The sequence below is a fragment of the Agrobacterium sp. CCNWLW32 genome (assembly GCF_037083425.1).
Taxonomy (GTDB): Bacteria; Pseudomonadota; Alphaproteobacteria; order Rhizobiales; family Rhizobiaceae; genus Agrobacterium; species Agrobacterium radiobacter.
Window position 1 is genome coordinate 281063 of sequence record NZ_JBAOJM010000004.1, and the last position, 25671, is coordinate 306733.

At 58.9% G+C, this 25671-nt stretch carries 20 protein-coding genes; 10 read left to right on the plus strand and 10 right to left on the minus strand.

All coding sequences use genetic code 11. The features are described 5' to 3' along the window. Positions 1-95: 95 nt before the first annotated feature. Positions 96-1331, minus strand: a complete 1236-nt coding sequence (locus V6R85_RS11725; RefSeq protein ID WP_111833898.1) for a glycosyltransferase family 4 protein — start codon at positions 1329-1331, stop codon at positions 96-98. A gap of 493 nt (positions 1332-1824) precedes the next feature. On the opposite strand from V6R85_RS11725, the gene V6R85_RS11730 reads away from it, so the two are divergent. The 7 genes from V6R85_RS11730 (at position 1825) to V6R85_RS11760 (ending at position 11472) form a co-directional block, all read left to right on the plus strand. Continuing rightward, on the plus strand, positions 1825-3144 hold the full coding sequence (locus V6R85_RS11730; RefSeq protein WP_111833899.1) for a hypothetical protein: 1320 nt from the start codon (positions 1825-1827) through the stop codon (positions 3142-3144). Between the two features lie 143 nt (positions 3145-3287). After that, entirely contained in the window at positions 3288-4400 is a 1113-nt protein-coding gene (locus tag V6R85_RS11735) for an acyltransferase family protein (protein WP_111833900.1), read from the plus strand. 183 nt (positions 4401-4583) lie between these two features. Continuing rightward, positions 4584-5495, plus strand: a complete 912-nt coding sequence (locus tag V6R85_RS11740) for a hypothetical protein (protein ID WP_111833901.1) — start codon at positions 4584-4586, stop codon at positions 5493-5495. A 130-nt stretch (positions 5496-5625) separates the two neighbouring features. Then, positions 5626-7875 carry a polysaccharide biosynthesis tyrosine autokinase gene (locus V6R85_RS11745; RefSeq protein ID WP_111833902.1) on the plus strand — a complete coding sequence of 750 codons (2250 nt, stop codon included), beginning with the start codon at positions 5626-5628 and terminating at the stop codon, positions 7873-7875. 13 nt (positions 7876-7888) lie between these two features. Beyond that, entirely contained in the window at positions 7889-8542 is a 654-nt protein-coding gene (locus tag V6R85_RS11750) for a hypothetical protein (protein ID WP_087745879.1), read from the plus strand. Between the two features lie 78 nt (positions 8543-8620). Next, positions 8621-10192, plus strand: a complete 1572-nt coding sequence (locus tag V6R85_RS11755) for an O-antigen ligase family protein (protein WP_099087287.1) — start codon at positions 8621-8623, stop codon at positions 10190-10192. A 74-nt stretch (positions 10193-10266) separates the two neighbouring features. After that, positions 10267-11472: a glycosyltransferase family 4 protein gene (locus V6R85_RS11760; protein WP_111833903.1), complete on the plus strand. Its 1206-nt coding sequence runs from the start codon at positions 10267-10269 to the stop codon at positions 11470-11472. A 41-nt stretch (positions 11473-11513) separates the two neighbouring features. Here the strand turns inward: V6R85_RS11760 and V6R85_RS11765 are convergent, their stop codons facing one another. Continuing rightward, on the minus strand, positions 11514-12608 hold the full coding sequence (locus tag V6R85_RS11765) for a glycosyltransferase family 4 protein (protein WP_099087289.1): 1095 nt from the start codon (positions 12606-12608) through the stop codon (positions 11514-11516). A 55-nt stretch (positions 12609-12663) separates the two neighbouring features. After that, positions 12664-13812, minus strand: a complete 1149-nt coding sequence (locus V6R85_RS11770) for a glycosyltransferase family 4 protein (protein WP_111833904.1) — start codon at positions 13810-13812, stop codon at positions 12664-12666. A 412-nt stretch (positions 13813-14224) separates the two neighbouring features. On the opposite strand from V6R85_RS11770, the gene V6R85_RS11775 reads away from it, so the two are divergent. Further along, a complete protein-coding gene (locus V6R85_RS11775; RefSeq protein ID WP_162695479.1) occupies positions 14225-15559 on the plus strand; it encodes an SGNH/GDSL hydrolase family protein in 1335 nt (444 codons plus the stop codon). 138 nt (positions 15560-15697) lie between these two features. Then, on the plus strand, positions 15698-17122 hold the full coding sequence (locus V6R85_RS11780) for an O-antigen ligase domain-containing protein (RefSeq protein WP_162694578.1): 1425 nt from the start codon (positions 15698-15700) through the stop codon (positions 17120-17122). Positions 17123-17176: 54 nt separating this feature from the next. Here the strand turns inward: V6R85_RS11780 and greA are convergent, their stop codons facing one another. Then, a complete protein-coding gene (gene greA, locus V6R85_RS11785; protein ID WP_003509544.1) occupies positions 17177-17659 on the minus strand; it encodes a transcription elongation factor GreA in 483 nt (160 codons plus the stop codon). Between the two features lie 274 nt (positions 17660-17933). On the opposite strand from greA, the gene V6R85_RS11790 reads away from it, so the two are divergent. Then, complete coding sequence (locus tag V6R85_RS11790; RefSeq protein WP_035213495.1) at positions 17934-19331, plus strand: family 16 glycosylhydrolase; 1398 nt, start codon at positions 17934-17936, stop codon at positions 19329-19331. 78 nt (positions 19332-19409) lie between these two features. Here the strand turns inward: V6R85_RS11790 and V6R85_RS11795 are convergent, their stop codons facing one another. The 6 genes from V6R85_RS11795 to V6R85_RS11820 form a co-directional block, all read right to left on the minus strand. Then, the gene (locus tag V6R85_RS11795) at positions 19410-20324 is read right to left on the minus strand and encodes a TIM barrel protein (protein WP_003509546.1); all 915 of its coding nucleotides are present in this window, start codon (positions 20322-20324) and stop codon (positions 19410-19412) included. A gap of 26 nt (positions 20325-20350) precedes the next feature. Next, entirely contained in the window at positions 20351-21076 is a 726-nt protein-coding gene (gene ugpQ, locus V6R85_RS11800; protein ID WP_003509547.1) for a glycerophosphodiester phosphodiesterase, read from the minus strand. Positions 21077-21087: 11 nt separating this feature from the next. Beyond that, complete coding sequence (locus V6R85_RS11805; protein ID WP_111833906.1) at positions 21088-22200, minus strand: ATP-binding cassette domain-containing protein; 1113 nt, start codon at positions 22198-22200, stop codon at positions 21088-21090. Between the two features lie 5 nt (positions 22201-22205). Continuing rightward, positions 22206-23282, minus strand: a complete 1077-nt coding sequence (locus tag V6R85_RS11810; RefSeq protein ID WP_003509549.1) for a carbohydrate ABC transporter permease — start codon at positions 23280-23282, stop codon at positions 22206-22208. After that, on the minus strand, positions 23282-24193 hold the full coding sequence (locus tag V6R85_RS11815; RefSeq protein ID WP_003509551.1) for a carbohydrate ABC transporter permease: 912 nt from the start codon (positions 24191-24193) through the stop codon (positions 23282-23284). Before V6R85_RS11815 ends, V6R85_RS11810 begins: the two co-directional genes overlap by 1 nt. Before the next feature lie 68 nt (positions 24194-24261). After that, entirely contained in the window at positions 24262-25635 is a 1374-nt protein-coding gene (locus V6R85_RS11820) for an ABC transporter substrate-binding protein (protein WP_111833907.1), read from the minus strand. Positions 25636-25671 lie beyond the last annotated feature (36 nt).

Sequence of the window (25671 nt, forward strand, 5' to 3'; positions counted from 1 at the left end):
CCATGCCAGGAAGGCGGAGGCTGCCGTTATTGCTTCCCACCATATGCTCTCTCCTTCGAAGAAAACCGCTGTAACGGACGGGGTCCGTTGCCGGTCTAAGATGCACGCAGGGTTCGGCTTTGCCGGTGGCTCGTCAGGACGTCCTCATAAAGTTTCACATAGTTTTCGCCGACCCGGCGCGAGGTGGATTCCTCGACGATGTTTCCGAAATCGGCCTCCGTCGGCAATTCTTCGCGCGAAAGCGTCAGCACGCGGCGAATACGGGCAGCGAGATCCTTGGCGTTGCCCGGTTCGAACAGCCAGTCGTGGTTGGTCTCGCCAATCAGCTCCGGAATGCCGCCGGAGGCTGCGCCGATGACCGGCACACCCATGGCATAAGCCTCGTAGATCGTGCGCGGTGAAGGCTCGGCCCAGAAGGAGGGAACGATGAGCACATCGATCTCTTCGAAAAACTCCTTCGGCCTGGCCCAGCCGACGAACTCGATCGGCAGATCACCGGCCTGGGCCGTGAAACGCTCGATGGAATCATCCATCGCATGACCGGCGACCAGACAGCGCCAGTTGCCGTGACCGATTTCCTTGAAGGCATCGACCATGTTGCCGACGCCTTTTTCCGTGTTGATGCGGCCGATGTAACCGAAGGTCAGCGGCCTGCCGCTGCGGTCAATCTGCCGGCGGGCGACGGGATCGCCCTCGGGAACCGTGCAGGAATAAAAGATGACGCGGCGCAGGCTTTCCGGAATGTGGTGGAATAGCCCGTGATTGACGTGCGTCTTGAGGATTTCGGTGCCGACGCTTGCGACAGCGCCGATATAACGCTGCGTGAATTTCTTGGTGAAATTCACCACCTGACAGCCGAGATGGAGGTGCTCGCAGGGCTTTCCGCCCTTGAACATGGCGGCATTGCCGCACAGGAGATCATATTCGCAGATCGTGTGAACGATCGGAATGCCGCGCTTATGCGCCGCCCGCCACACCAGCGTCGTCACATCCAGCAGCGAATGAGTGTTGAGAACGTCAGGTTTGAAATCGTCGAGAACGGCCTCGAACTGCTTTTCGACGTCGAAATTCCATTGCTGCTTGAGCTTCTGCATGCGCCGCTGCTGCGGGGAATATTGCGGCCAATCCTCAAGCCAGAAATCGTTGTTGTGGAACATGCGGTAAACGGAGACGCCGTTGCGCACCGTTTTCGGTTCGGCCTGCCGCTCTATGCAGGCAGCGCCGACCGTATGTCCCATGGAGACGAGTTCCTCGGCGAGATGTTCGACCGAGCGTTCGCATCCACCAACGATATGCGGCGGATAAAGGCTGCTAAGATGGAGAATTCTCATGCGGATACGCTCTATTTTCCTTCATCGAAAATCTATGGCGTCCATCCCGGGCTCAGTCGTCTCCGTAAATTCCCGGAGACCAGTGAGACATCTGCAAAATACAAAGAGCCGGAGCGGAACTAATGTTTGAAAATATGAATTACGAAAATCTACTTTTCAAAAAGCACGGGAATTGGCGGCATTTCAAGTGATTTTTTTCGCGGCGCGGTAAAAGCCATGCGGTGTTGCGAAAAGAACCGCTCTCATGTTACGGTTTAGCCACTTTAAAGTGCAGGCAAGCGGGAGCAATCGGCTCCGTTGCGGCTGATGACAATACTACATTTGATAATATCTGTTTTATTTCAGAGACATGGATTTTTGAGCGACCGTAAATGCCAAAAACTTCCAGGACATTCTGATCTCGAGATGCGGACAGCCGTGATCGTCATTTAAACGGCGACATCCATGTGATGGCGCTTGCTTATACTCTCTCCGGACGTACCAGGAGGCGCAGATGAATGGAAAACAGCCGATCGCCATGGGTGGCCTGACGCGGCGCAACCTGCTTTCAGCCGCACCCCTTGCATTGGTCGCCGCCTCCGGTTTGCCTGCCATTCCCGCGCGGGCGCAGGCGGTTGCTTCCGCCAATACCGAAGCCTTTCTGGACAGTGTGGGGGTGTGTGGCCACTTCACCCGCACCACAGGCGTCTATCCGGAACAGTTCGACCGGATCATGCCCGAGATCGAAGCACTGGGCGTCCGGCATCTGCGCGATGACGGGCTCATCGCCGCCAGAAACAGCCCCGTCTTTCAGCGGCTGCGCCGGATCGTGGCGGCGGGCCTTCGCCTCACCATCATATGTTACGACAATCTCAACCCTTATGTCTCCACGCCGCTCGACAGGCTTGCGGATTTCTACGACTGGTCCGACGCGGGTATCGATATTTTCGAGGGCAGCAATGAACCGAACCTGACGAAGGATCCGCAAAACGCCCCGCGCATTTCGGCGGAGCATCAGGCCGCCCTGCACGCCGCCGTCCGCTCGATTCCGCGACTGAGCGCGGTGCGCGTTGCGGCGCCAAGCTATGTCCTTGAGAACAGGGCGCTGGCATTGGACCTGAAGGATGTCTGCGACTACGGCAATATCCACCCTTACGCGGGCATGGAGCACCCCGAAACGACCGGTCCGGGGGCGCTCTCAAAATCCGTTGCCGCTTCGGCGCATATAGCAGCGGGCCGGCCGGTGCTCGCCACGGAGATGGGCTACCATACCTCGCTGCAAACCGAGACCTTTCATTTCCCCGTCACCGAAGACATCAAGGCACGCTATATGCCGCGTATGCTGCTCTGGTGCTTCATCAGCGGTATCCGCCGGTCCTATATCTATGAAATGGTTTCAAGCTTTGCTGCGGATGAGACAAACCCGGAATCCTCCTTCGGTCTCCTGCGCCATGATCTGAGCCGCACCCCCGCTTACGAGGCCGTTCGCGCCCTTCTTTCCCTCTGCAAGGCAGAACGGCAAACCGGGCAGGAGGAACGGCAGATCGATTTCCTCACGGCCGATCCCCAAAGATTGTCCCTGCATCTCGCAAGGCCGGACGGTGCTTTGCTCGTGCCGGTCTGGCTTGGAATTTCCGGCTGGCAATGGCCTGCGCGGATCGAAAACCCGCCCGCCGAACGGGTTGCGACATTTTCGGTGGCCGGCCAGCACAGTCACGTTGTCGCACACCGTTTCCGCGATGACGGCTCCGTGAGCCAGCAGACAATAACGCAGGAAAGCGGGCAATACCGGCTTTCGGTCAGCGACCAGCTTACCGTTCTGGAAGTTTTCTGAGCAGTGCGGAGGAAATGCCGCATCGCAAAATTGTGTGTATCGCGTCGTGCTGTTGCATGCTAGCCTGCTTGAATAATGGACTTCTACCCCGCAACCGCGGGCGCAATATATTACTAAATATATCTTTATTTTATAGATTGACGATGATGAAAAACTTTAAAGAAGCGCCCGCTGCCGGGGCGCAGCGTCTCGATGTTCTTCAGGTAATGCGCGCCGTCGCGGCAACCATGATCGTTGCGTTGCACGCTGATGTGAACTGGCAATTCACGCTTTTCCCGCTGCATCTGCTGAGGCTGGGCGGCGGTGTCGACCTGTTTTTCGTCATTTCCGGCTTTGTCATTGTTTATGCGTCCCGGCCCTATTTTACAGCGCCGGGCGGCCGTTCCGCCTTTCTGCTGCGCCGGTTCCTGCGCATCGTCCCGCTTTACTGGTTTGTGCTGACCCTGCGGCTTGCCATGGCCGCCAGCGTGACTCTTATCAGCGCCAAGGCCTTTCCGCCGTTACAGTCGATCCTCACATCCTATCTGTTTATTCCCTATGACAGCATGGGTTATGGCGACGCCTATCCGTTTCCGCTGATCGATCTCGGCTGGACGCTGAATTACGAAATGTTCTTTTACATCGTTTTTGCGGTGTTCATCTTCCTGCCGCTGGAGCGCGCGGTATTCACGACAGCCGCCGTGCTGTTTACCGCCGTCATGGTCGGCTCCGCCTTCGATCTCGGCCTGCCGTTCAGCTTCTGGTTTCAGCCGATCATTCTCGAATTCGTCGCAGGCATGTTCATTGCGGTCCTCTTCCTGCGAGGCGTCCGCCTGCCGCCCCTGCTCGGGCTCGCAACGGCGCTGTGCGGCCTGGCGATCTGGATGCTGACCGATCTGAGCAGGATTGGGTTCCAGTGCGATCCGGGCTGTTACTCGTTTTCACGGCTGTTCGTTTTCGGCGGCGGCGCAATTCTGCTGATGGCAGCGGCGACCCTGACCAGAAACATCTCCCTGCCCCGTTTCGCGCAGCCGCTGGCAAAACTCGGCGATTCATCATATGCGCTTTATCTGCTGCACCCCTTTATCTTCCGGGGCTTCAAGATCGCGCTCGGCGGCGTCACTTACCCGCCGGAGTGGAGCAACGTCGTTTATCTCGTCATCGTCGTCAGCACCGTCGCCATAGCCCACGCCTTCCACGTCCTTGTCGAAACACCGGCCAATATCTGGCTGCGTGACCGGCTGATAACATCACCACGGAAAGTCGCCGTGTCCTGAATAAAACAGAGAAGGCAAGGGCGGCGGCCGTTAACAATAGCTGAGGGTTTCCGCTGCGGGTTTATTTTAGCGCTTGATCCTTTGCTTGGGCTGTGCGATTTAAAAAGAAATTTTAGATGTTGGGTAACCATCCCCAACGTTGGATGTATTTAAAGTCGTATTTTAAAAGATTTGGAGAGTTGGATGCCCCGCATTCGTAACGGCTCGATGCTCGTTGGTGCGATGTTTGTTGCCAGCATGGGTCTCTTTTCCACTGTCGCCAACGCACAAAACGTGGATTCCGTGCCACCGGCCGCCGCGCAGCAGACCCCTTCGGTCGAAAGCGCCGCAACAGGCGCGCCCGTCAAAGCCGCCGATGAAACCACCGCTGCATTTCTTGCCCGCGTCAACACCACCAATCCGGACACGGTTTCCATTACCGCGGCTGAACTGTTCAAGCAGTCTCCGACGCAGGGAATGATCAAGGATCTGGTCACCATCGCTTCCAGCACGGATGCGGCAACGGTCGACGTGACCGAAAAAGTGACGAGCGGCTTTCCGATCATCGCGGTTTCCACCAGCGCGGCACAGTTTTCCGAACAGCTTTCCGCCCTGATCCTGAGTGATTCCGGCCAATTGCCAACCATCGTCGCACTGGCCCAGAAGGTCGGCAACAAGGACTTTTCCGAAGTTGTCGGCGAAGGCCTGGCACTTGCCCACGCCACCGCAATGCGCAATGGCAATACGATACTTGCGGCCGCCATCCAGTTGCAGACAAAAGGCGCCAACGTGCCCGCCGATCTTCTCATTGCCTTTAGCGAGAATATCGAGGGAACGGCTGCCGGCCCGGCCGCTCCTGCGGCTGCCGCGGCGGCTGCATCGCCGATCGGCGGCGCCGGCTCCTCGCCGGCCAGCGCCAACAGCATCGGCGGTTCGGGAACCGCAGGTGTCGCAGGCGGCACCGCACAGGCAGGTGGCGGGAGCGCACCCGTCGGCGGTGGCGGCAGCGGTGGCGGCGGAACAACAGGCGGCACGGGCACGTCGTTCTTCACCACGATCAATAACTTCTTCTCGACCGGCAGCACCACCACGCCTGTCAGCACAAGTCCCGTTTGAGTTTGGCTTATTTGACTTCCCGAGAGGGAAGGCTGCCGCCAGTTCTGTGATGCAACCGTGACTTGGCAGGCCTTGCGCCTGCCGAAAAGAGCGAGGCTGACAGTTGTTGCAAAGGCACGATCCCCTGACGATGGCCGATTACGATAAAAGCGGGCTGACGGCCGAGTTTATCGACATCGATGCCGCTCTTGCGATAATCCGCCGGCAATGGCGCATCGTCCTTGCCGCGATCGCGGTTGCCGGGGCAATCGGCCTCGCCTTTGCCGCGACGGCCGTGCCGGTCTATTCGGCTACGGCGACCCTGCTGATCGACCGCAACAATAGCCAGATTGTCGAACAGCTTTCGACGATCGGCGGCGTCATAGAGGATGAGGCCTCCATTCTGAGCCAGGTCGAGGTCCTGCAATCGGAAACCATCGGGCTTGCCGTTGTCGATAGTCTCAAACTCACGGAAAATCAGGAATTCAGGGCAACGCGTGCGTCGCTTCTGAGCTCGATATTTGGCACTATCCGTTCGCTCGTCAACGTTTCGCAATGGTTCTCGCCGGCAAAAAAAGAGTCTGTTGTTGACGATGGAACCCTGAAGAGATCGCTGTCGGACCAGCTGCTTAACGGCCTCAGCGTCAAGCGCATCGGCCGAACCTACGCGCTGGAGCTCACCTATAATTCGACATCGCCGGTTCTCGCCGCGCAGATCGTCAATGCCGTGGCCTCGGCCTACCTGCTGGACAAGCTGAACTCCAAATACGAGGCGACGCGGCGGGCCAGCGACTGGCTGTCCGACCGTATTGCGGAACTGCGCCAGCGCGCGCTTGATACCGATCTTGCCGTGCAGAAATTCCGGGCCGAACACAATCTGATCTCGACCGGCAATAACAGCCTGCTTTCCGATCAGCAGCTGGCCGAATCCAATAGCGCCCTTATTCTGGCGCAGTCGGAGACGGCAAAGGCGCGGGCGCGCGTGCAGCGCATCGAGCACATTCTCGCCACCGACGATGTCGACGGGGTCGTCACCGATATTCTCGACAGCTCCGTCGCAAACGATTTGCGCAAGAAATACCTTGAGTCCTCGAAGATCGAGGCGGAAATCACGAGACGCCTCGGCAGCAACCATATTCAGGCCGTGCGTCTGCGCAATGAAATGCAGGAATACCGGCGGTTGATGTTCCAGGAAATCAGCCGCATCGCGCAGAGTTACAAAAGTGATCTGGAGGTTTCGGAAGCGAAGGAAAAATCGCTTGCCGAGAGCGTCGCCAAAGCAACCGACATCAGCAACTCGGCCAGCGAAACACAGGTTCAGCTGCGCGAATTGCAGCGCGAAGCCGAAACCTACAAGAACATGTACCAGACGTTCCTGCAGCGTTATCAGGAAGCGATGCAGCAGCAGTCCTTCCCCGTGACGGAAGCGCGCGTGATTTCCAAGGCGATGCCGCCCAGGATTCCGAGCAAACCGAACAAGCCCATCATCCTGGCGCTGTTCATGATCATGGGTGCGGCAGCCGGCGGCGGCATTGCCATGTTCCGCGAATTCCGCGATCGGTTTTTCCGTACCGGCGAACAGGTTCGCGATGTCCTCGGACTGGAATTCCTCGGCAATACCCCGCTGATCCCGAACAAGCCGGTGACAGAGGCTCCGGAAAGCGGCCATCCCGGGCTGACGCTTCCCACCAGCGTTGCGCGTTACGCAGTTGACCACCCGCTCTCCTCCTTCGCCGAAACCCTGCGCAGCACCAGACTTGCCATCGATCTCGGCATTTCCGCCAAAAGCGGGGCGCGGATTGTCGGTGTTGTCTCGGCCTTGCCGAGTGAAGGCAAATCCACGATCTCCATCAATCTGGCGCAGCTGCTCGCCGGGCAGGGCGCTCGGGTCCTGCTGCTGGATGCCGATATCCGCAATCCCGGCGCCACGCGCGCCATGGCGCGTCACGCCAGCGAGGGTCTGCTCGAAGTATTGCTGGAAGGCCGCAGCGTGCAGGATGTGCTGCTTCGTGACGAAAAGACAAAGCTCGCTTTCCTGCCCACAGTGGTCAAGCAGCGTGTCCCTCATTCCTCCGAATTGCTGACCTCGGCGCAAATGCACAAGCTGCTGGCTGAAGCGAGCAACGCTTTCGACTACATCATCGTCGACCTGCCGCCGCTCGGGCCGGTGGTCGATGCGCGCGCCATGGCGGGACGGATCGATGGTTTCATCTTCGTCACGGAATGGGGCAAGACCGCTCGCAGGGCGGTGCGGAACACGGTGGAAAATGAGGTCCATATCCGCAAGAAGTGCCTCGGCGTCATCCTCAACAAGGTGGACACCGAAAAGCTGAAGCTTTATCGCGCCTATGGTTCAAGCGAATATTATCATTCGCGCTATACACGATATTACCATGACTAGGCGTGGTGGCGTGATGCGCCTGCGGAAAATCCTCGCGGTCGTGCCGGTCCTCGTCATTTCCGTCTTTGTCCTGTCTGTCGCGGCGCAGGCATTTTCCCAAAGCCGGCGTTTTTCCGATATCGTCGCATTGGCGAGAATCGCCGATGAAAATAACGGTCTTGCACCTGAACTGCTTGCAAAAACCGTCGCTGAACTTCACCCCATCGTCACCGAAAAAATCTGCCGTTCGGATATCGTCAAAGCCGGGCTAAGGCTCGTTCTGGCCGATCTCGATGCAAATGGCGCCGATCCGGCACCCGATTCCGGCGCGGCGCGCCTCGGTTTTGCCGAGACCTTTATTCGCCATTCGCTCTCCTGTTTTCCCGCAAATGGCGATGTCTGGCTGCGTCTTGCCATGGTTCGTTCACTGCGCAACGCCTCGCCCATGGAAGTCGCCGTGCTGATGAATTTCTCCCAGCTCTACGGGCCTGCCGATGCCAATCTGATCCGTGGGCGTTTCGTGATGTGGCAACAATTTCCGAAAAACACCTTGCCCGAGGCCGAAGCGGCCCGCGAGGCGGACACGGCCATCGTCTGCGGCAGGCAAGGAGAAATCCTGCGATGGACCCTGGCGGAAGTCTGCCCAAAGCCGCCATCGGAAGGCGCGACACGCCTGACGCTGCCATGATCTGAAACAGCAAGAGAACAAACCCCGTCCGTCGTTCGGGCATAACCACCACAAACAATTCCGACAAAGCCCAAAGACATGTCGCTTACCGAAGCCCGATCAGAACCGCTCTCCTCCCCGCAGCCTCCATCGGCGGCAGTTCGGGACCGTGTCCGGCCGGTCGCAATCGTCGCGTTCTGGGCGATCTTTCTGCTGGCGCTTCTCAATCGGGGCGCAACGGAAATCGAAAGCCGCATCGTTGTCACGGCCGCCATCTATCTCCTGCTGGTGCCATCGATCCTCCTGTTCGGACCTCCCAAGGCCGGTGCAGGCAAGGTACTTGCGGCGGCCTGCCTTTTGTTGGGAGCGCTTATCGTGCAGATGCTGCTGCAGGCATCCCCCCTGCCCGGCATCGCGCGCGCCAACCCGGCCTGGTCCACCGCTGCCATGTTCATGCAGAATGCGCCAGCCGCAACGATCTCACTGACGCCTGCGGATGACCGACTCGGCCTCATGAGCGCCGCCCTGCCTTTCGGCGTCTTCATGACCGGCCTTGTGATTTTCGATACCGACGAGCGTGCGGCCAAGACGCTGCGATGGTTTGCAATCGCCGGGGGCTGGCTCGCGCTGTTTTCGATCGTGCAATTCGTGCTTTTTCCCGAAGCTCTCGGCTTCATCCAGAAACGCTTTTATCTCGGCAGCCTCACCGGCGTCTTTGTCAACCGCAATACCGCCGCAACCTTCTTCGGTCTCATTCTTCTGACGCTCGCCGTATTATTACACAAAAGTCTCCTCGCTCCGGATTGGGCGAGAGTAAAGGCGCTCGTGGCAAACCGCCTGACCGTGCCGACTGAGCAGAAAAAACTCATCCGCAGAGCCGCTTTTCTCGGGGTACTAGCGGGCTTTTGCTTCATCGCATTGATGCTGACGGGGTCACGCGCCGGGATCGGATCAAGCCTCGCAGCGTTGATTTTCCTGATCCTTCTGATTGTGTTCAATTCTCCCGCCAGAACCGGCCGCAACGGGGTCTCCGGCCGGCGCAGGCAGCGTGGGACGAGACGTCGCGCCGCGCTCCTGATCGCGATCGCCATCGCCCTGTTTGCACTTTTCGCCAACCGGGTGGCGCTTCGCATGGAAACACGTTTGGAAGATGACATGCGCTTCTGCTACATGCCGGGCATCGCGCGCGCCATCGCCGACAATTGGCCGCTGGGATCGGGTCTGGCAAGCTTTACGGACATCTATGCGCCCTATCATGCCGCGCGATGCGGGGTGGACGCCGTCGTCACCCATGCCCACAATGTCTATGCCGAGGGGCTGCTGACACTCGGCGCGGCCTTCCCGTTTTACCTCGCTTTTTTTGTGCTCATCCAACTGGTGATCTTTATTCGCGGGGTACGGAAACGCAGAAATTATCGTTATGCCTCTCATCTCGGCCTTGCGGCGCTGCTGCTTGTGCTGCTGCATTCGACGCTTGATTTTTCGCTGCAGATTCCCGGCTTCGCCATGGCCTATGCCGTTTTCCTCGCCCCGGTCGTCACGCTTTGCCTGAACCCGCCCGGAATGGAACGGGAAGGACGCAAAAGGCAGAGACAATCTCCGGCCGAAGCTGCAATGCCGGCACCGATCCATTCAAGCCGGACGGCACAAACTCCGCTTCGTCTGCCATGACAGGAGTTTGGCATTGGTTCGCGGATGCAACATAATTGTCGTGATCTTAACGCCATGGGCGCAGGAATTTGAGCATGCGGATATTGCAGATAACCTCGCTATTTGCTCCGGATCGGGTGGGCGGTGCGGAAATATTCGTGGAGGACCTCGCGCGTGGACTTGCCGATAAAGGACACACGATCGCGGTGGCCGCCATCTCCCGTAAAGAGCAGGCAGCGGAACAGCGCGACGGTTTTGCCATTCACCGCCTAGGGCACACCACGCCGTTCTTCATCGGCGACTGGGGGCAACAACCGGAATGGAAGCGGAAATACTACAAGATCGCCGTGCAGCTGGATCCGCGCCTCGTTCGCCGGCTTGCGCGTGTCATCGATGATTTCCGGCCGGACGTGGTCAATACCCACTCGCTCTCGGAACTGACGCCGCTGATATGGCCGATGATCCGCAAACGCGGCATTCCGCTCGTTCATTCGCTGCATGATTTCACGAGCATGTGCACCAACGGATCGCTGTTTCACGACGGGCATATCTGCGATGGCAGAAGCAAAAAATGCCGCGCCTTTTCTTACCTCCATCGGCGTTGCCAATGCGCGGTTGATGCGGTTGCCGGCGTTGGTCGCGATATCGTCGAGCGCCATGTGCGGGCCGGCTTTTTTACCCAGGTGCCCGAAAACCGCCGCACGGTGATCTGGAATGCGATTTCACCACCGGCTTCGCCGCAACCGCGCCTCCCCCGCGCGCCGGGAGAGCCGCTCGTCTTCGGTTATCTGGGCCGCATCGAAGCGGCGAAGGGAGCGGACCTGCTGATCGAGGCCCTGCAGCTCCTGCCGCCGCAAGGCTGGCGACTGGTCATGGCGGGCCGCGCGCCTGATGGTATCGAGGCCTATCAGCAAAAGACAGCCGGCCTTCCGGTAACGTTTCCGGGCTATGTGGAGGCCGATCATTTCTTCGCCGGCATAGACTGCCTCATCGTCCCGCCCTTATGGCCGGAGGCTTTCGGACGTACCGTCGCCGAAGCCATTCTGCGCGGCGTACCCGTCATCGGCGCAAATCTTGCGGGCGTTGCCGAACAGATCGGCGCGGACAGGCCGGAACGCCTGTTCGCGCCGGGCAATGCCGCCGAACTGGCCGCGCGCATGGCGGAGGCCATGCGCAATCCCGCCATGCTCGAGGAAACCCCTGAAACCCGGGAGCGAATTCGGCAAGGTGTCGCACCCGAAGGGGTCGTCGCAGCCTATGAAAAGCTCTATTCGGATGTGCGTAGAACCGACGACGCATGAACCGTCACTGTCGAGACAAGGCGCTTGGGCATCCCCTGGTCTCAACGCCGCGCTTGAAAAAGCTGCGCGTAGCTCTCCGCCGCCTTCTGCCACGAATATAATTTACGGTTCTCATAACCTGCCTGGCGAAGATTGTCTGCGAGTTCCGGATTCCCCAGAAGCCGCTCAAGCGCGTCAACAAGGCTTTGAGTGTCCGCCGGATCGAAAGTCAGGGCGCCATTGCCGGCGATCTCCGGCGTTGCGGAACGGTTGGAGCAGACGACCGGGCATCCCAGCTGCTGCGCCTCCAGCACAGGCAGGCAGAACCCCTCATAGGTAGAGGGTACACAAAGGCAGGCGGCATGCCGGTAAAGTTCGGCCAGCTGCCGATCATCTATGCCGGAAAGCCGGATCAGCCGGGTTTTCAATTCCGGATCAGCCAGCGCGCAGGCGATTTCCTCCGCCTCGTCGCGGCCGACATGCACGACACGCAGATCCGGCCATTTTTTTCCGAGTATGGCAAAGGCTTTGCCAAGGAGGGAAAAATTCTTGTTGGAAGTCGCGTTTCCGACCACCAATATGTAGCGCCCGGCAACAGGCGGTACCAAACCAAGAGTCTCGGGATCGACATTTAGCGTACTGTCGGAATGAATGGTAAGGCTCTTATTGGCAGCGGCAGGATAAAAACGCGCCAGATCCTTCCGCGTCGCGTCGGATACGCAGATAACCTGATCCGAGCCGGCCATCATCAGCTTGAAGATGAAATCGGTCGTCAGGGTTGCCCGCCAGCCGATCTGTTCGGGAATGGTTTTGAAATAAAGATCGTGAACAAGGGTGAGACGCCGTTTGCCGCCGAGGGGACTTCCGAAAGGATCGGCGTTAAACAGCACATCAATGCCATGCTGGCGGCAAAGCGCGGGCAGCATGGCGGCCTGATGCACCACGTCAAAAACCATGATGCGGGGCCGCGGAGTCTCGATAAGCTGCAATCGGCTGTCGCGCAGGCTTTCTGGCAGTTGCGCCCGCGTCCACGGAGAGCGCAGAATATAATCGTCACCTGTCTGCTCCAGCAGCCGCTCCAGCAGGCTGAAGGTGACGCGGGCGACACCTGAAGCCTTACCGCCATATTGGCTCGGCATGTTTACGAGAATGCGCATCCTGGCCCTTCCGCCTGCCGGCATTGCCTGTTCCTGTCGATCACCGAACGGAAGCTCACGCTGCCTCCTCCAGCAGCGCGGAAACGGACCTGCAGGTTTCCTCCAGCGAGAAACGTTGGCTCACATCCTCCCTCCCCTTTTGCGCCAGCCTTTCCGCCAGAGCCGGATCGGACAGGACGCGGCCGAGCGCTGCGGCCAGCGCAGATGGCTCTCCCGGCGGCACGAGAAGGCCCGTTTCGCCGTCACGGATGATTTCGGTAACCCCGCCGCCGCGCGTGGCGACAACCGGACGCCCGCACATCATGGCCTCGACAACCACCCGGCCGAAGGGCTCGGCAACAATTGAGGTGTGAGCAACCGCATCCATCGCCGCCATCAGTTCCGGCACATCCGAGCGGAAACCGAGGAAGCGGACACGGCCGTCGAGACCGAGACTGGACGCCTGTTCGCGGATGCGCGCCTCATAGGCCTCCTGCCCGAAAAGCGCTCCCCCGACGATCACCGCCTGCACGCCCTCCATCGCCGCAATCGCCTCCAGAAATACATGCTGTCCCTTCCATTCGCTCAGCCGGCCAAAAAGGCCGACAAGCGGTTGCGGACCGAGGCCCAGTTCCGCTCGCAGCCGCGCGGCCTTGCCCGGCTCGTAGACCTTTGCCCTGGCGGGATCGAAGCCGTTGTAAACGATGCGAACCTTATTCGCCTCACCGCCGGCTTCGATGAAAGCCCGGCCCGTCTCCTCGGAGTTGACAGCCACCAGCCTGGCGAAAAGGCGCGCAAATGCCAGCGAAGCCCGACGGTTGGTGGTGCTGAAAGCGGGATCGGTGACGATATCGTGCAAAATCCAGACGAGCGGGCGACGGCTGAGCTTCGCGGCCAGCGCGCAGACAAAAAGCGCCTTTTGCGAGTTGGCGCAGATCACATCATAATGCCGCGCCTCCCGGCTCAATTGCCAGGCGACCGCCATCACATCAGCCGCTCCGCGTAACAGGGCGCCGAACGACGCATTGCGGCGGATCGACAGCATTTTTTCTCCGGCGGACAGCATGACCGGAGGCCGCCCGGCGTCAACCAAATCATCTGCGGCCGCACCACCACTGAGAAAACAAGCGCGCCAGGAATGCGGTCCACCCTTGACGAGATCAGCCAGAAAAAGTTCGGCGCCGCCCTTCTCTCCGGTATGGCTGACAAAAAGAGCGGATGTCATGGCGTCTCCCCTGCCGTAGGAGAGAACCCACGATGCGTCTGGTTTTGATTGCGGGCATGAACAGCACACCTGCGAAAAGAACCATCCTGCGCGATAGCGACAGGGATATCTTCGTCGGAGATTACAGAGAAATGCACGTTGCTAGATAAAAATACCAGCATCAGAACCTTTATTAGTAATAAAATTCAAAAATAGCAAAAGTAAAATACAAATATTCTATTTTCATACTTCAGACGAAATGCAAGAAAAATTCATGACGTTTGTTTTTATGCGCTGATCGCCATTCCGCTCCGGCATTTTTTCCCCGTGCCTCACGGCGGAATTATCCTGAGGCCAGACCAGGAGAACGAACGATGACAGCGCTCGGATACAACATATGCATATATATGGCACGAACGGAAGAGGTGGCAGCATGATCGGCGTAACGCTCGGCATCCGCCCCCGGACCATGGGCGCCATCGGTCTTTCCTTGACGGCGTTCTCTGTCCTGCGCGCCCGGCTGGCAGCGGGTCAGAATGCCACGCTGTTCGTGAACGGCGACAGCACCGCCCATGCCGAAGCCGGACCATTTCATCAATTTGCGATGATGCTCGGCGAACTGCACGATACGACGGTGGTGTTACATCGCTGGGCGGAATGGGAAACGAATGCCGCCACCGGGCCAAAAGCCTATGCGGAACCGGTCACGCTGCGCGCCGGTAAGGGGGCGAGGCTGGCGGTCTATCTCGCAACGCTGCCCGGCGGCATGGCGGGTTACATGCTCGCGGAACAGCGCGCAGCGGCGCTGAACATCCCCCGTCCGGATCTTTGCATCCTGCATCAGGGCCATAATATGCAGACCTTCGAGGTGCCTGGCGGCATTTTGAGCTCCGGGCGATCCACCCTGCTCGGCCCGCTCGGCATGACCGAATGGCAATGGCCGGGCACGCCACAGCTCATCACCACGCAGAACCCGTGGCGTGATGGGACGGGTTACGACAAGGTCTATCAGGCAATCCTCGATTTGGCCCGAGCACATCCGAACCTTACGCTGGTGGATACGCATGCGGCGTTTCTGGCGAAGGCCAAGGACGCCGCCCTTTATCGGGACAATATCCACCCGAACGATGCTGGATCGCGGCTCATTGCCCGAACCCTGTTCGATTCCTACCTCGCTTCGGCATCCGACAGCGGTTTTCAGACACCTTGCTGGCCGAAGCTGCCTGCCGCCAATCTCATAGGGAATGGTGACTTTACCGACTGGTCGGGCTCCGCTCCGACGGGCTGGGGCCTGATTGCGCCGGGCTCAGTTACCAAAACTACCGACGTCATTTTTTCTCCATCCTTCACCAGCAGCCTTGCCCTACATGCAAATGGCAGCCAGACGGCAGGACTCACTCGCTATTTCCGCAACGCGGAGGCCGCAGCAATGATCGGCAAGACCGTCTCCTTCGCCGTGCTTTACAGGAATAACGAGAGGCAGCGACTTCCATATGTCACGATGGTCGTGAAAAGCGGCGGCGCAGTCCGGACGATCGCTTGCTCCGCCCTGCAATTTGGAGGCGCCAACATCTCCGGTAACAGCGGCTGGATGTGGGCGATCGCCAACGGGATCGCCATAGATCCAGACATGAGCCCGACCGGGTATAATTTTTATCTGCGCATCCTTCCCGCATTCGGCACCAGCGCGCCCACCTCAAATGAGCCAGTTCACATTCAGCGCATCATCGCGGTCGAAGGGGATTTGCCGAAAGGCAATCTTGTCTAATGGAGAAACGGATAAAATTATCTTGCGTGGCGACGTCATCGAGCCCACTAATGGTCGCCATATTATATTTATTGCCGCGCGGTAACGCCCCTCTCTAAGGGACCGTCGAAATCCGCCTACAAAAGATAAAGGCCGCGAATGAAAAAACGAAAAAATCATGCGGCATCGCGCCTGCCCGCCCTACCGGGTTTCGTTTTGGCAATGCCGCTTTATCCTTCAAAAACAATCAATATTCCCGGCATCTTTCTGGCTATATTCGTTTTTTCCATCGGTTTCTTCATTCAGTGCAACGTGGTGACCAGCAATATCGGCCTGCGTTTCCTCAACATTACCGACATGCTGGTGCTGATGACGCTGCCCGTCATTGCGCTGCTTTACATTCGCTGCCTGACACCGTCGATCGCCCTGTTTTACCTCCTGCCGCTGACGGTCCTGTTTGCACTGACGGCCCTGTTTGCCGACGCGCGTGGCGATGGCGAATTTTATACGACGGCGATGACCTATTTTTATGCGGTCTATTTTCTCTTCTTTGCCTACATGCTGTTCAAGGAGAACCTTCTCGAACTGTTCTGCTGGGGCATGTTCGCGGGCTTCATAGCCGTGACTATCCTGCTTTTCCTTGACATCGTCATTCATGACCAGCTCGCCTCCATCGGATTGTCCTTCATGTTCGATGAAGCGGGCGTCCTGGAACTCGCGGCAAAAGGTGAAATAACGCCGCTGCTTTTGCGCGTCGAAAAGGCAGGCGGCATCTGGCCTGTGGGAAACACCGCTGGACCAGCCTTCGCACTGGCCGGAGCAGCCGCTGCCTATCTCGCCGAACGCCAAAGACGGCCCGCGCTGTTTGCGGTGTTTCTGCTCATATACCTGGCAAGCTTTACGCTCACGCTCAACCGCTCGGGTGTGTTTGCCGTGCTCGCCATCGGACTTTATTTTTACGTCCGGAATTTTTCGGTCAAAATGCTGCTCAGCACGTATTTCGGCTTTGCTTTATGCGCCCTTGTCATCGCCGCCGTTCTGCCGCTCGGCGCTTTCGACTTCGCGGGAGAGGTATTTTCGAAACGTTTTCTCGAGGACAGCAATAGCAGCAACAACTTGCATGAGCGGTGGGAGACGATCACCGGCGGTTTTCAGGTCATGTTCCTGCATCCGTTGGGCATCGGATTTACCGCTCGATATGAAGAGCTTGCGCGTATCGCAAAGATCGGTACGCCCCATAACGGCTTTATGGCCACCGCCTACGCTTCCGGCCTGGGATTTTGCATGATGAGCGCCTTTGCGCTGTTTTATGCAATTTTCCGAAAACGCAAGATCGGCTTTTTCGTCTATTCGGCGATCGGGATCATTATCGGCTATCAGTTCGAAGAGCTGAATTTCAATCCCGTCTTCATGGCCCATGTGGGGCTTGCCCTCGCCTACGCCGCCATAGATCTGGACTTCAGGCTCTTCCTGAAGACCACAGTGATGCGGATGCTGGGAACAGCAGATGACGCTCGCCACCGAGAAGAAGGAATCGTTATCGGTAATCCGGGCCTCAGCCCCTTATTGTCTGACGGCAGATAGCAACAAGAAGGCCCTTATTTTTGAGGGCCCATTTTACCCAGTCCGGCCCGGGCGTCAGGCGACTTCGATGATTTCGATCTCCCTGCCGCCCAAACTGACCAGATCACCAGCCATTTTTCCCGTCAGCACCCTTGCAACCGGGGAGACATAGGACATCGTTCCGGCAGCCGGGTCGGCCTCATCTTCGCCGACGATCCGAAACCGTTGCGTTCGTCCGTCATCGCGGCTGAACGTCACCAGACTGCCGAAGGCGACGACGCCGTCCGCTGGCGGATCAGGCATCAGTTGCGCGGTGCGGACCCGCTCGGAGAAATATCGCAGATCCCGCAACGGATTGGCGGAAATGCGCCGTCTTTCATTGATGTCTTCAATGGCATTGGCCGCCTCACAGGCTTCGCGCGCCAGCCGCAACTGCTCTTCCAGCGCCTTCAGCCCGGACTGCGTTACCAGATTGGGATGAGGCGAGATTACCCGATCCGGCAGAACGGTTTCGGCTGCGGTTTCCGCGCTGTCTTCCTTGGTAAAGGCTACGCTCAATCCTGATACTCCATTCCTCAGATGCCGCGCGGACATCTGCAATCCGCCCCGATCTTGCCATCACCCGCAGGGGTACAGCAAGAGCGCGCAGATGGTTCAAAACCCGACATATAACAGGCGGAACCGACCGATGACAACGCGCCCGTTCAACGGCTGAATGCAACCGCAGGGGAACATACCCCTTATATTTCGGCCTAACAGGAGGCTTTTTGCCCTGTTAGGGTGTGCAGCAGGAGGAGTGAGGACACCAACGCTAACGGACAGGAGACGGTTCATGGCCCGGACAGTAGTGAATGCGCTTGGAGACACACTCTATTACAGCGGCAGTTCCACCGGATTTTTCTCCGCCACGGGCTCCGGCCCGCGGCTCGCCGGCACCGCCGGCAATGATTCCATGTGGGGTGACAGCTCCGTCAACGTGACCATGGCGGGCGGCACCGGCGACGATATCTATTATCTCTATTCCGGTATCAATCGTGCCGTCGAAAATGCCGGGGAGGGCATTGACACCATCGATACCTGGATGAGTTACACCTTGCCCGACAATTTCGAGAATCTCAGGGTAACGGGTGACGGTCGTTACGCCTTCGGCAATTCACTCGACAATATCATCACCGGCGGATCGGGCAGCCAGACGATCGATGGCGGGGCCGGCAACGACGTACTGATCGGTGGCGGCGGGGCCGACACTTTCGTTTTTACGAGCGGTAACGGTACAGATCTCATCATGGATTTCAGCGCCAATGACACGATCCGGCTGAATGGTTACGGTATCACATCCTTCGATCAGCTGGCCGGCAACGCCACGCAGCAGGGCAGCGACCTGTGGCTCAATTTTTCAAATGGCGAGGCCATCGTTCTTGCAGGAAAAACCATAGACGACCTTCAGGCCGACCAGTTCGAGCTCAGCCTCGATCGATCCTCTCTCACCCAGACCTTTGCCGATGAATTCGACGCGCTGTCCCTGCACAGCGGCAATCAGGGCACCTGGGACGCCAAATATTGGTGGGCACCCGAAAAGGGGAGCTCGCTGACGACGAATGGTGAGGCGCAATGGTACATCAACCCCTCTTATGCCGGCACGTCGGAGGTCAATCCGTTCAGCGTTGCAAACGGCGTCCTGACGATAACCGCCGAGAAAACCGCGCAATCGATTGCCGATGAAGTCGAGGGTTACGATTATACCTCCGGCATGCTGAACACCTATTCCTCCTTCAGCCAGACCTATGGATATTTCGAAATTCGCGCCGATATGCCGACCGACCGGGGCGCCTGGCCTGCCTTCTGGCTCCTGCCCGAAGACGGCTCCTGGCCGCCGGAACTCGATGTCATCGAAATGCGCGGCCAGAATCCCAATACGCTCATCATGTCCGCCCATTCCAACGCCACCGGTGAACAGACATCGGTCATCAACAATGTCAGCGTGCCGAGCACGGAAGGGTTTCACACTTACGGCGTGTTGTGGGATGCCGAACACATAACCTGGTATTTCGACGATGTCGCCGTGGCGCAGACGGAGACGCCTGACGATATGCATGACCCGATGTATATGGTCGTCAACCTTGCCGTCGGCGGAACCGCGGGAACACCATCGGATGCTGATTTCAGCGACGGCTCGCAGATGATGATCGATTATATCAGGGCCTATTCGCTCTCCGACTGGGCAGCGTAGACCAAAAACACCGGCAGTCGCATCGGGACTGCCGGTGTTTCAAACATCAGCCTGTCGAATTACACCTTGTTCAGGCCATCACTCGGCTGCGAGTTGGGTGCGGGCGGCATTAAGCGACATCAGATGCCGCGCCGTTTCGAGGCTTGCCGGCTGCTCGGCGCGGTAACGGCGGCCGATTTCCATCATCAGCACGGTATCGGGCAGGAACGAAAGTTCGGAGAAGATGCCCTGCCAGTCGATATCGCCCCAGCCGAGCGGCATGTGCAGATCGCCGATGCCAAGCGCCGTGTTTTCCTGGGCAAAATAAGGCTGATAAAAGCCCTGCGGGCGGCCGAAGGAATCGTGCACATGCAGATGGCCGGCAACCGGCGCCATGGCGCGAAGCTCATCGCGGAAATCGAGGCCACGATAGGTGGATTCGAGATAGGCATGGCTGAAGTCGATCAGCGCCACGACATTGTCGTGACCGACAGCCTTCACGGTCGCAGCCACTTCGGCCGGCGTCTGGCGGTATTGGCCGGGCTCGGTGGAGAAGATATTCTCAAGGGCGATACGCACGCCATAGGGCCTGCAGAACTCCGCCAGTTCGAAAAGCGCTTCCCGCTCGCGGCTGTCGGCATCGGCCCGTTCGGCGATCTGGTCGGCACGCAGGGCGCCGCTGTGCTGGACGAGGATGCCTGCGCCGATACGGTCACAGAGAACGGCAAGCGCCTTGGCCGCATCGATCTGGTAACGGCATGTCACCGGGTCCATGAAATTCGAAGAGACGAGACCGTGCACGGTGTAGCGGAAGTCGAACTGCTTTGCGAGCGACACGAAACGGTCGGCGCGCTCCTCGATGATCCGGCCGCCAGCGATCATATCGAGGCTTGTTGCGGCGATTTCTACGGTGTCGCAGCCAATTTCGGCAAGCGCGCGAAGATCGCTTTCAAGGGTGGCCAGTTCGCCATCGTCCGAGCCGGCGTTGAAGCCGGTACCTATAAGATTGCTCATGTCATGATCTCCAAGGGGAAGGAAGGTTATGCGAATTCAGGGAGCTGCGCGGTACGGCGCATCGTATCGAACAGGTCCGGGCGGTCGATGTTGACGTAGTCTACCCCGGCCAATGCGATCTCTTTATGAAGGTCGATGTCATCACCGCCGTAATAGACCATGATTTCGAGACCGGCCTTGCGGCATGCCGCGACAAGACCGGGCCGCCGCATCTGTGCCGGCGTGATCTCTATGATCGAGGCATGGTGCACGGCCGTCGCCAGCGAAGGCGACTTCGCAATGTCGAGCGTCATCATCTTGCGGAATTCGGGTGCGATGGCCTGCAGACCGCGGCGCATTTCCTCGGAAAAGGAGAAAAAGAAAGTATCGCGCAACATGCCGAGATCGCGCACCAGGGCGGCGACCTTGACGGGATCGCAATATTTCAGCTCGACATAAACGCCGCAGCGGCCGCGCAAATGGCGAAGATAGGCATCAAGACGCGGCACCACAGCGCCCTTGAAGTTTTCCCCGAACCAGCTGCCCGCATCCAGCGCATCGATCTCGCTCGACAGGGCATGGCCGATAGGCCCGGTACCGTCGGTCGTGCGGTCAAGCGTTTCGTCGTGAAAGACATACAGTATGCCATCCGCACTCTCGCGCACATCAAGCTCGATATAATCCGCACCCTGCTCTAGAGCGAGATCGGCGGCGGCAAAGGTGTTTTCGGGCGCGAAACGGTTGGCGCCGCGATGGGAGACAATTTTGGGCATGGAATGTCCTGTCAGTTTACGGGTTCCGGCTGACGCGCCGGCGTGGTCGAATTGTGGGAAAGATCGGCGTGCAGTCCGGCAATGCGGTTGCCGGCTGCGTCAAAAACAAGGGTCAGACCGGATTTGCAGCTGATGCCAACCCGCTCACCGGGCGCATGCCTTATCGTCTCGCCATATTCCAGCGCATGGATGACACCTGCGGGTGTGTCGATGCTGTAGAAAACCTCGCGCGCCATCGGCTCGACGGTGGCGACCGCCCCTTCAAGCCACGCTTCGGCTGGCTTGGTAAGGGTGATATCCTCGGGGCGCAGCCCGAAGGTGATCTCACCGTCGCAACGGGCATTGATGTCGAGGCGGGCATCGCCGATCCGCAGCTGCTCGCCCTGCGCCTGCCCCTTCAAGAGGTTCATCGGCGGCGTGCCGATGAACCCGGCGACGAACAGGTTGTTGGGCCGGCGATAAAGATCGTCTGGCGTACCGATCTGTGCAATGGCGCCATTATTCATGCAGATGATCCTGTCCGCCATGGTGATCGCCTCGATCTGGTCATGGGTGACGATCAGAGTGGTGATCTTCAGCCGCTTCTGCAGGTTTTTCAGCTCGGCCCGCATCGTGATGCGCAGGGTCGCATCGAGATTGGAGAGCGGCTCGTCCAGAAGCAGGATATTCGGTTCCTTGACCAACGCTCTAGCCAGCGCCACACGCTGCTGCTGACCGCCGGAAAGCTGCGAGGGCCGCCGGTCGAGCAACGCGCTGATCTGCACGAGGCTTGCCGCCTCCTCCACCCGCCGCGCCGCCTCCTCGCGCGGCACATTCTTGAAACGCAGCGGAAAGGCGATGTTCTGCCGTACCGTCAGATTGGGATAAAGCGCATAGGACTGGAAGACGATGCCGACATTGCGGTCGCGCGCATCGATGCGGTTGACGTTGTGGCCGTCGAAGGCGATCTCTCCGCCGGTCGGCGCGTAAAGCCCGGCGAGCAGGAAAAGCGTGGTCGATTTTCCGCATCCCGACGGGCCGAGAACGGCGACGAATTCGCCGTCTTCGATCGTCAGCGTCATGGGTTGCAGAACCCGGGTGTCACCCCAGCTTTTGGTGACTTTGTCGAGGGTGATCCTGGCCATGGCGATTATCCTTTGATCCCGCCGAAACTCATCTGGGTGATGTATTTCTGGGTGAAGATGTAAATGATCAGCACAGGCAGCAGATAGATGATGCCGACAGCGGCGATCATGCCGTAATTCACGCCCACGCTGTCCTGTGCCACGAAGAAGAGGTAGAGGCTCATCGTCATCTGGCTTTTTTCGATGAGCAGGGTCTGGACAAAGACATATTCTTCCCAGCCCCGCAGAAAGGTGAAGGTGGCGACAGCTATCAGCCCGCTTCTGACCTGCGGCAGAACCACCATGCGAAAGGCCTGGAAACGGGTCGCGCCATCCGTGACGGCACTCATCTCGATGTCCCAGGGGACATTGTCGAAGAAGCCCTTGAGAACGAAGATCGCAAAGGGCAATTCCAGCGCGCTCATGACCAGCACGACACCGAAGAGATTGTTGAGCAGCCCCATGTAGTGCAACTGCACGAAGATCGCGACAGTCAGCGCCAGTGCGGGAAATGCGTGGAGCAGCAGAAGTCCGCGCAGGATGTTTTCACGTCCGGCAAAGGCAAAGCGCGACAGTGCATAGGCAGCCGGCGTGGCGACCAGCGCAACGATCAGGGTCTGGGAAGCGGCAAACAGCAGCGAGCTGCGCATGGCTGTCCAGACGGACGGCATCAGCGCAATGCGGGTATTGCCGGTTTTCTCGATGTCACGGCTCCACAGGAAGCTGTAATTCTCGATGGTCAGATGCGGCAGCACAAGCACGAAGACCAGCGCCGCCACCACGACGCCGAGCGCGAGCCAGAGCAGTGCGGGGTTGCGCAGGCGTGCTGAAAACAGCGCGATCGCAATCGCCCCGAAATAGGCCAGCGCGGCAATCGCGCCGCTGCGCCACAGCACCAGCCGGCTGAGATTGTCGTCGGAACTGGTCAGCGATTTCACCAGCAGCCAGAGATAGGGCAGGAGAACCGGGACGGAGACGACCGTGAGAAACACGAGGATGACGGGAAGGAAGCCGACACGATGGGCGCGGCTGCGTCTTTCAAGATGCGCCCAGTCCGGTTTCAGATCGGAGGCGCGCCGGGCGTGGCTTTGAACGAGCGTCATCACAGCACCTCGATTTTGGCGGGGGCAAAGGTCGCGCGCATGTTGCTGACGCGCCATTGAACGAGGGTCACGGCGACGCCGATGGCCATCAGGCCGAGCGCCAGCGCCGCGCCATAGGCGTAAGCACCGTTTTCGAAGGCGCGCCGGTAGATATAAAGCGCATAGGTGGTGCTGTCGTAGACAGGGCCGCCGCCGGTGATCAGCAGGATATATTCATAGGTCGTCATCAGCGACAGCGCCTGATAGAGCGTGATGAAACGGATCGGAGCCGAAAGCGCCGGTGCGATAACGTGGCGGAGCACGCCCCATTCGCTGGCGCCATCGACGCGCGCCGCATTGGCGAGATGCGAGGGTATCGAGCGGATCGATGATGTCAGGATGACCATGGCGAAGGATGCGCCGACGACGCCGTTCGCCACCACCACCAGAAACAGCGGAAAGTCGTTGCGCAGGTTGAGCGCCGGTGCGCCGAGCATACCGAGGAACTGGTTGAGCAGGCCGGAGGAGGTCGGATCGGCAATCCATATCCAGAGCACGCCGTAAAGCACGGCCGGGCTCATGCGCGGCAGCAGCCACAGGCCGCGGAAGAAATTGCCCAGCCTGTCGGGTATCGCCGTCGTCGTGACCGCCAGAAGCGCGCCGAGGCCGATATTGAAGAGAAACAGCGTTGCGCCGACATAGATGAATGTCGTCAAAAGCACGACCGGCAGGCGTACATCACGCTGCACCATGCGCTGGAAATTCTCGACCGTGAATTTGCCGACCTTCAGATTCGCGCCCATATCGGTAAAGGCGATCACCAGATTGACGACGATCGGCGCCAGGAAAAAGACGCCGAGCAGGGCAAGAGCCGGCGCCAGATAAAAAATCGGCCGGGCCGGACGACGCGCCCTGAGCTGGAACTGAGACATTGGGATATACCGGTGGGAACACGGGAAAGCCGCCCGGCGTAACCGGGCGGCGTGGTGTCTGATAAAACTCAGTTGCTTGCGGCTTCGCGGATTTCGATATCCGCGCCAAATTGCAGTTCGAGTTCGTCGGCGATGAAATCGACCGCCTGTTCGGCCGTCATCTTGCCGGTCTCGACCGCCTGCAGGCCGCTGAACAGCACCTTGTTGTAGCTGCCGAACTTGGTGTGATTAGGCACGAACCGTGCGTCCTTCATCATCGGCGATGCGGCGGAAAGAACCCAGTTGTCGCGGTATTTCGGCATGGCCGTCTGCGCGTTGCTGATGGCGGTGTGATAGGAAGTGACGGCGTGCTCGTTGTTGAAATAGGGCAAGGTCGCCAGCGCCACGAGATCGGCGGCAATATCGGCATTGGCACTCTTCGGGTTGACGGTATAGAGCAACGGATGCGACAGGTTGACCGGTTTGCCGCCCTTTTCGGCTGCCGGTGCGGAAATCCAGCCGATCTTGTTGAAATATCCTTCGCGATCGGTCGGCCAGGTTGCGCCGTTCTTGTCACCAACCTGCCAGGCAACGGCCCACACGCCCTGATGGAAGATGAAGGCCTTTTCCTGTTTGAAGGCGGTCTGGATGGCTTCCCAGCTCATGGCGGTATTGTCGACCGGCGTGACGCCCTGCTTGGCGTTGCGCTCATACCAGCCGAGCGCCTTCACCATTTCCGCCTTGGGGAAGACAAGCTTGCCGGTCTTTTCGTCCATGAACTTCACGCCATAGGACTGAAACACCATCAGATAGTCGATACCGACATTCGGGCGATGCAGCATGCCATATTGAGCGGCCTTGCCGTCGACCACTTCCTTCGACAGCGCGGTCAGATCATCGAGCGTGAATTCACCGGCATCGACCTTGGCCGGCAGGCTTTCGATAAAGGCCTCGTCCTTGCCGATCTTGCGCAGCATGTCCTTATTGTAGAAGAACATGCGGATTTCCGCGTCCTGTGGAATACCGTAAATCTTGCCGTCGGTGCCCTTGGCCGAATTCCAGAGGACCGGAAGAATATCGCCATAGACCCACGGGCCGGCGGCGATCCTGTCTTCCATCGGCATGGCATAACCGTCCTGCGCGAACTGGCCAATCCATTCATGCGGCAGAATGTAGATATCCGGCCCCTGCCCCACCGAAAATGCCTTCAGCGTATCGAGAGCGAAACCGTCCCAGCCCTGCACGCTGCTATTGTTCGTGTCGATGACGATGCGCTTGTCGACGCCGGCGGCCTTGAACTGCGCGTTCATGATGCCGGCCGCCGCTTCAATGTTGGTGACGCGGGCGGGCGCGTTCTTGTCGGCGAGCGTCCAGAGTTTGACGTTGATGTCTTCGGCAAAGGCAATGGCCGGCAAAAGTGCGCCGATGGCGACCGTGGCCGCCAGGGAAAGAGATTTAAACATGAGGTGCATTCCCGTTGAAACTGATTATTTAATTAA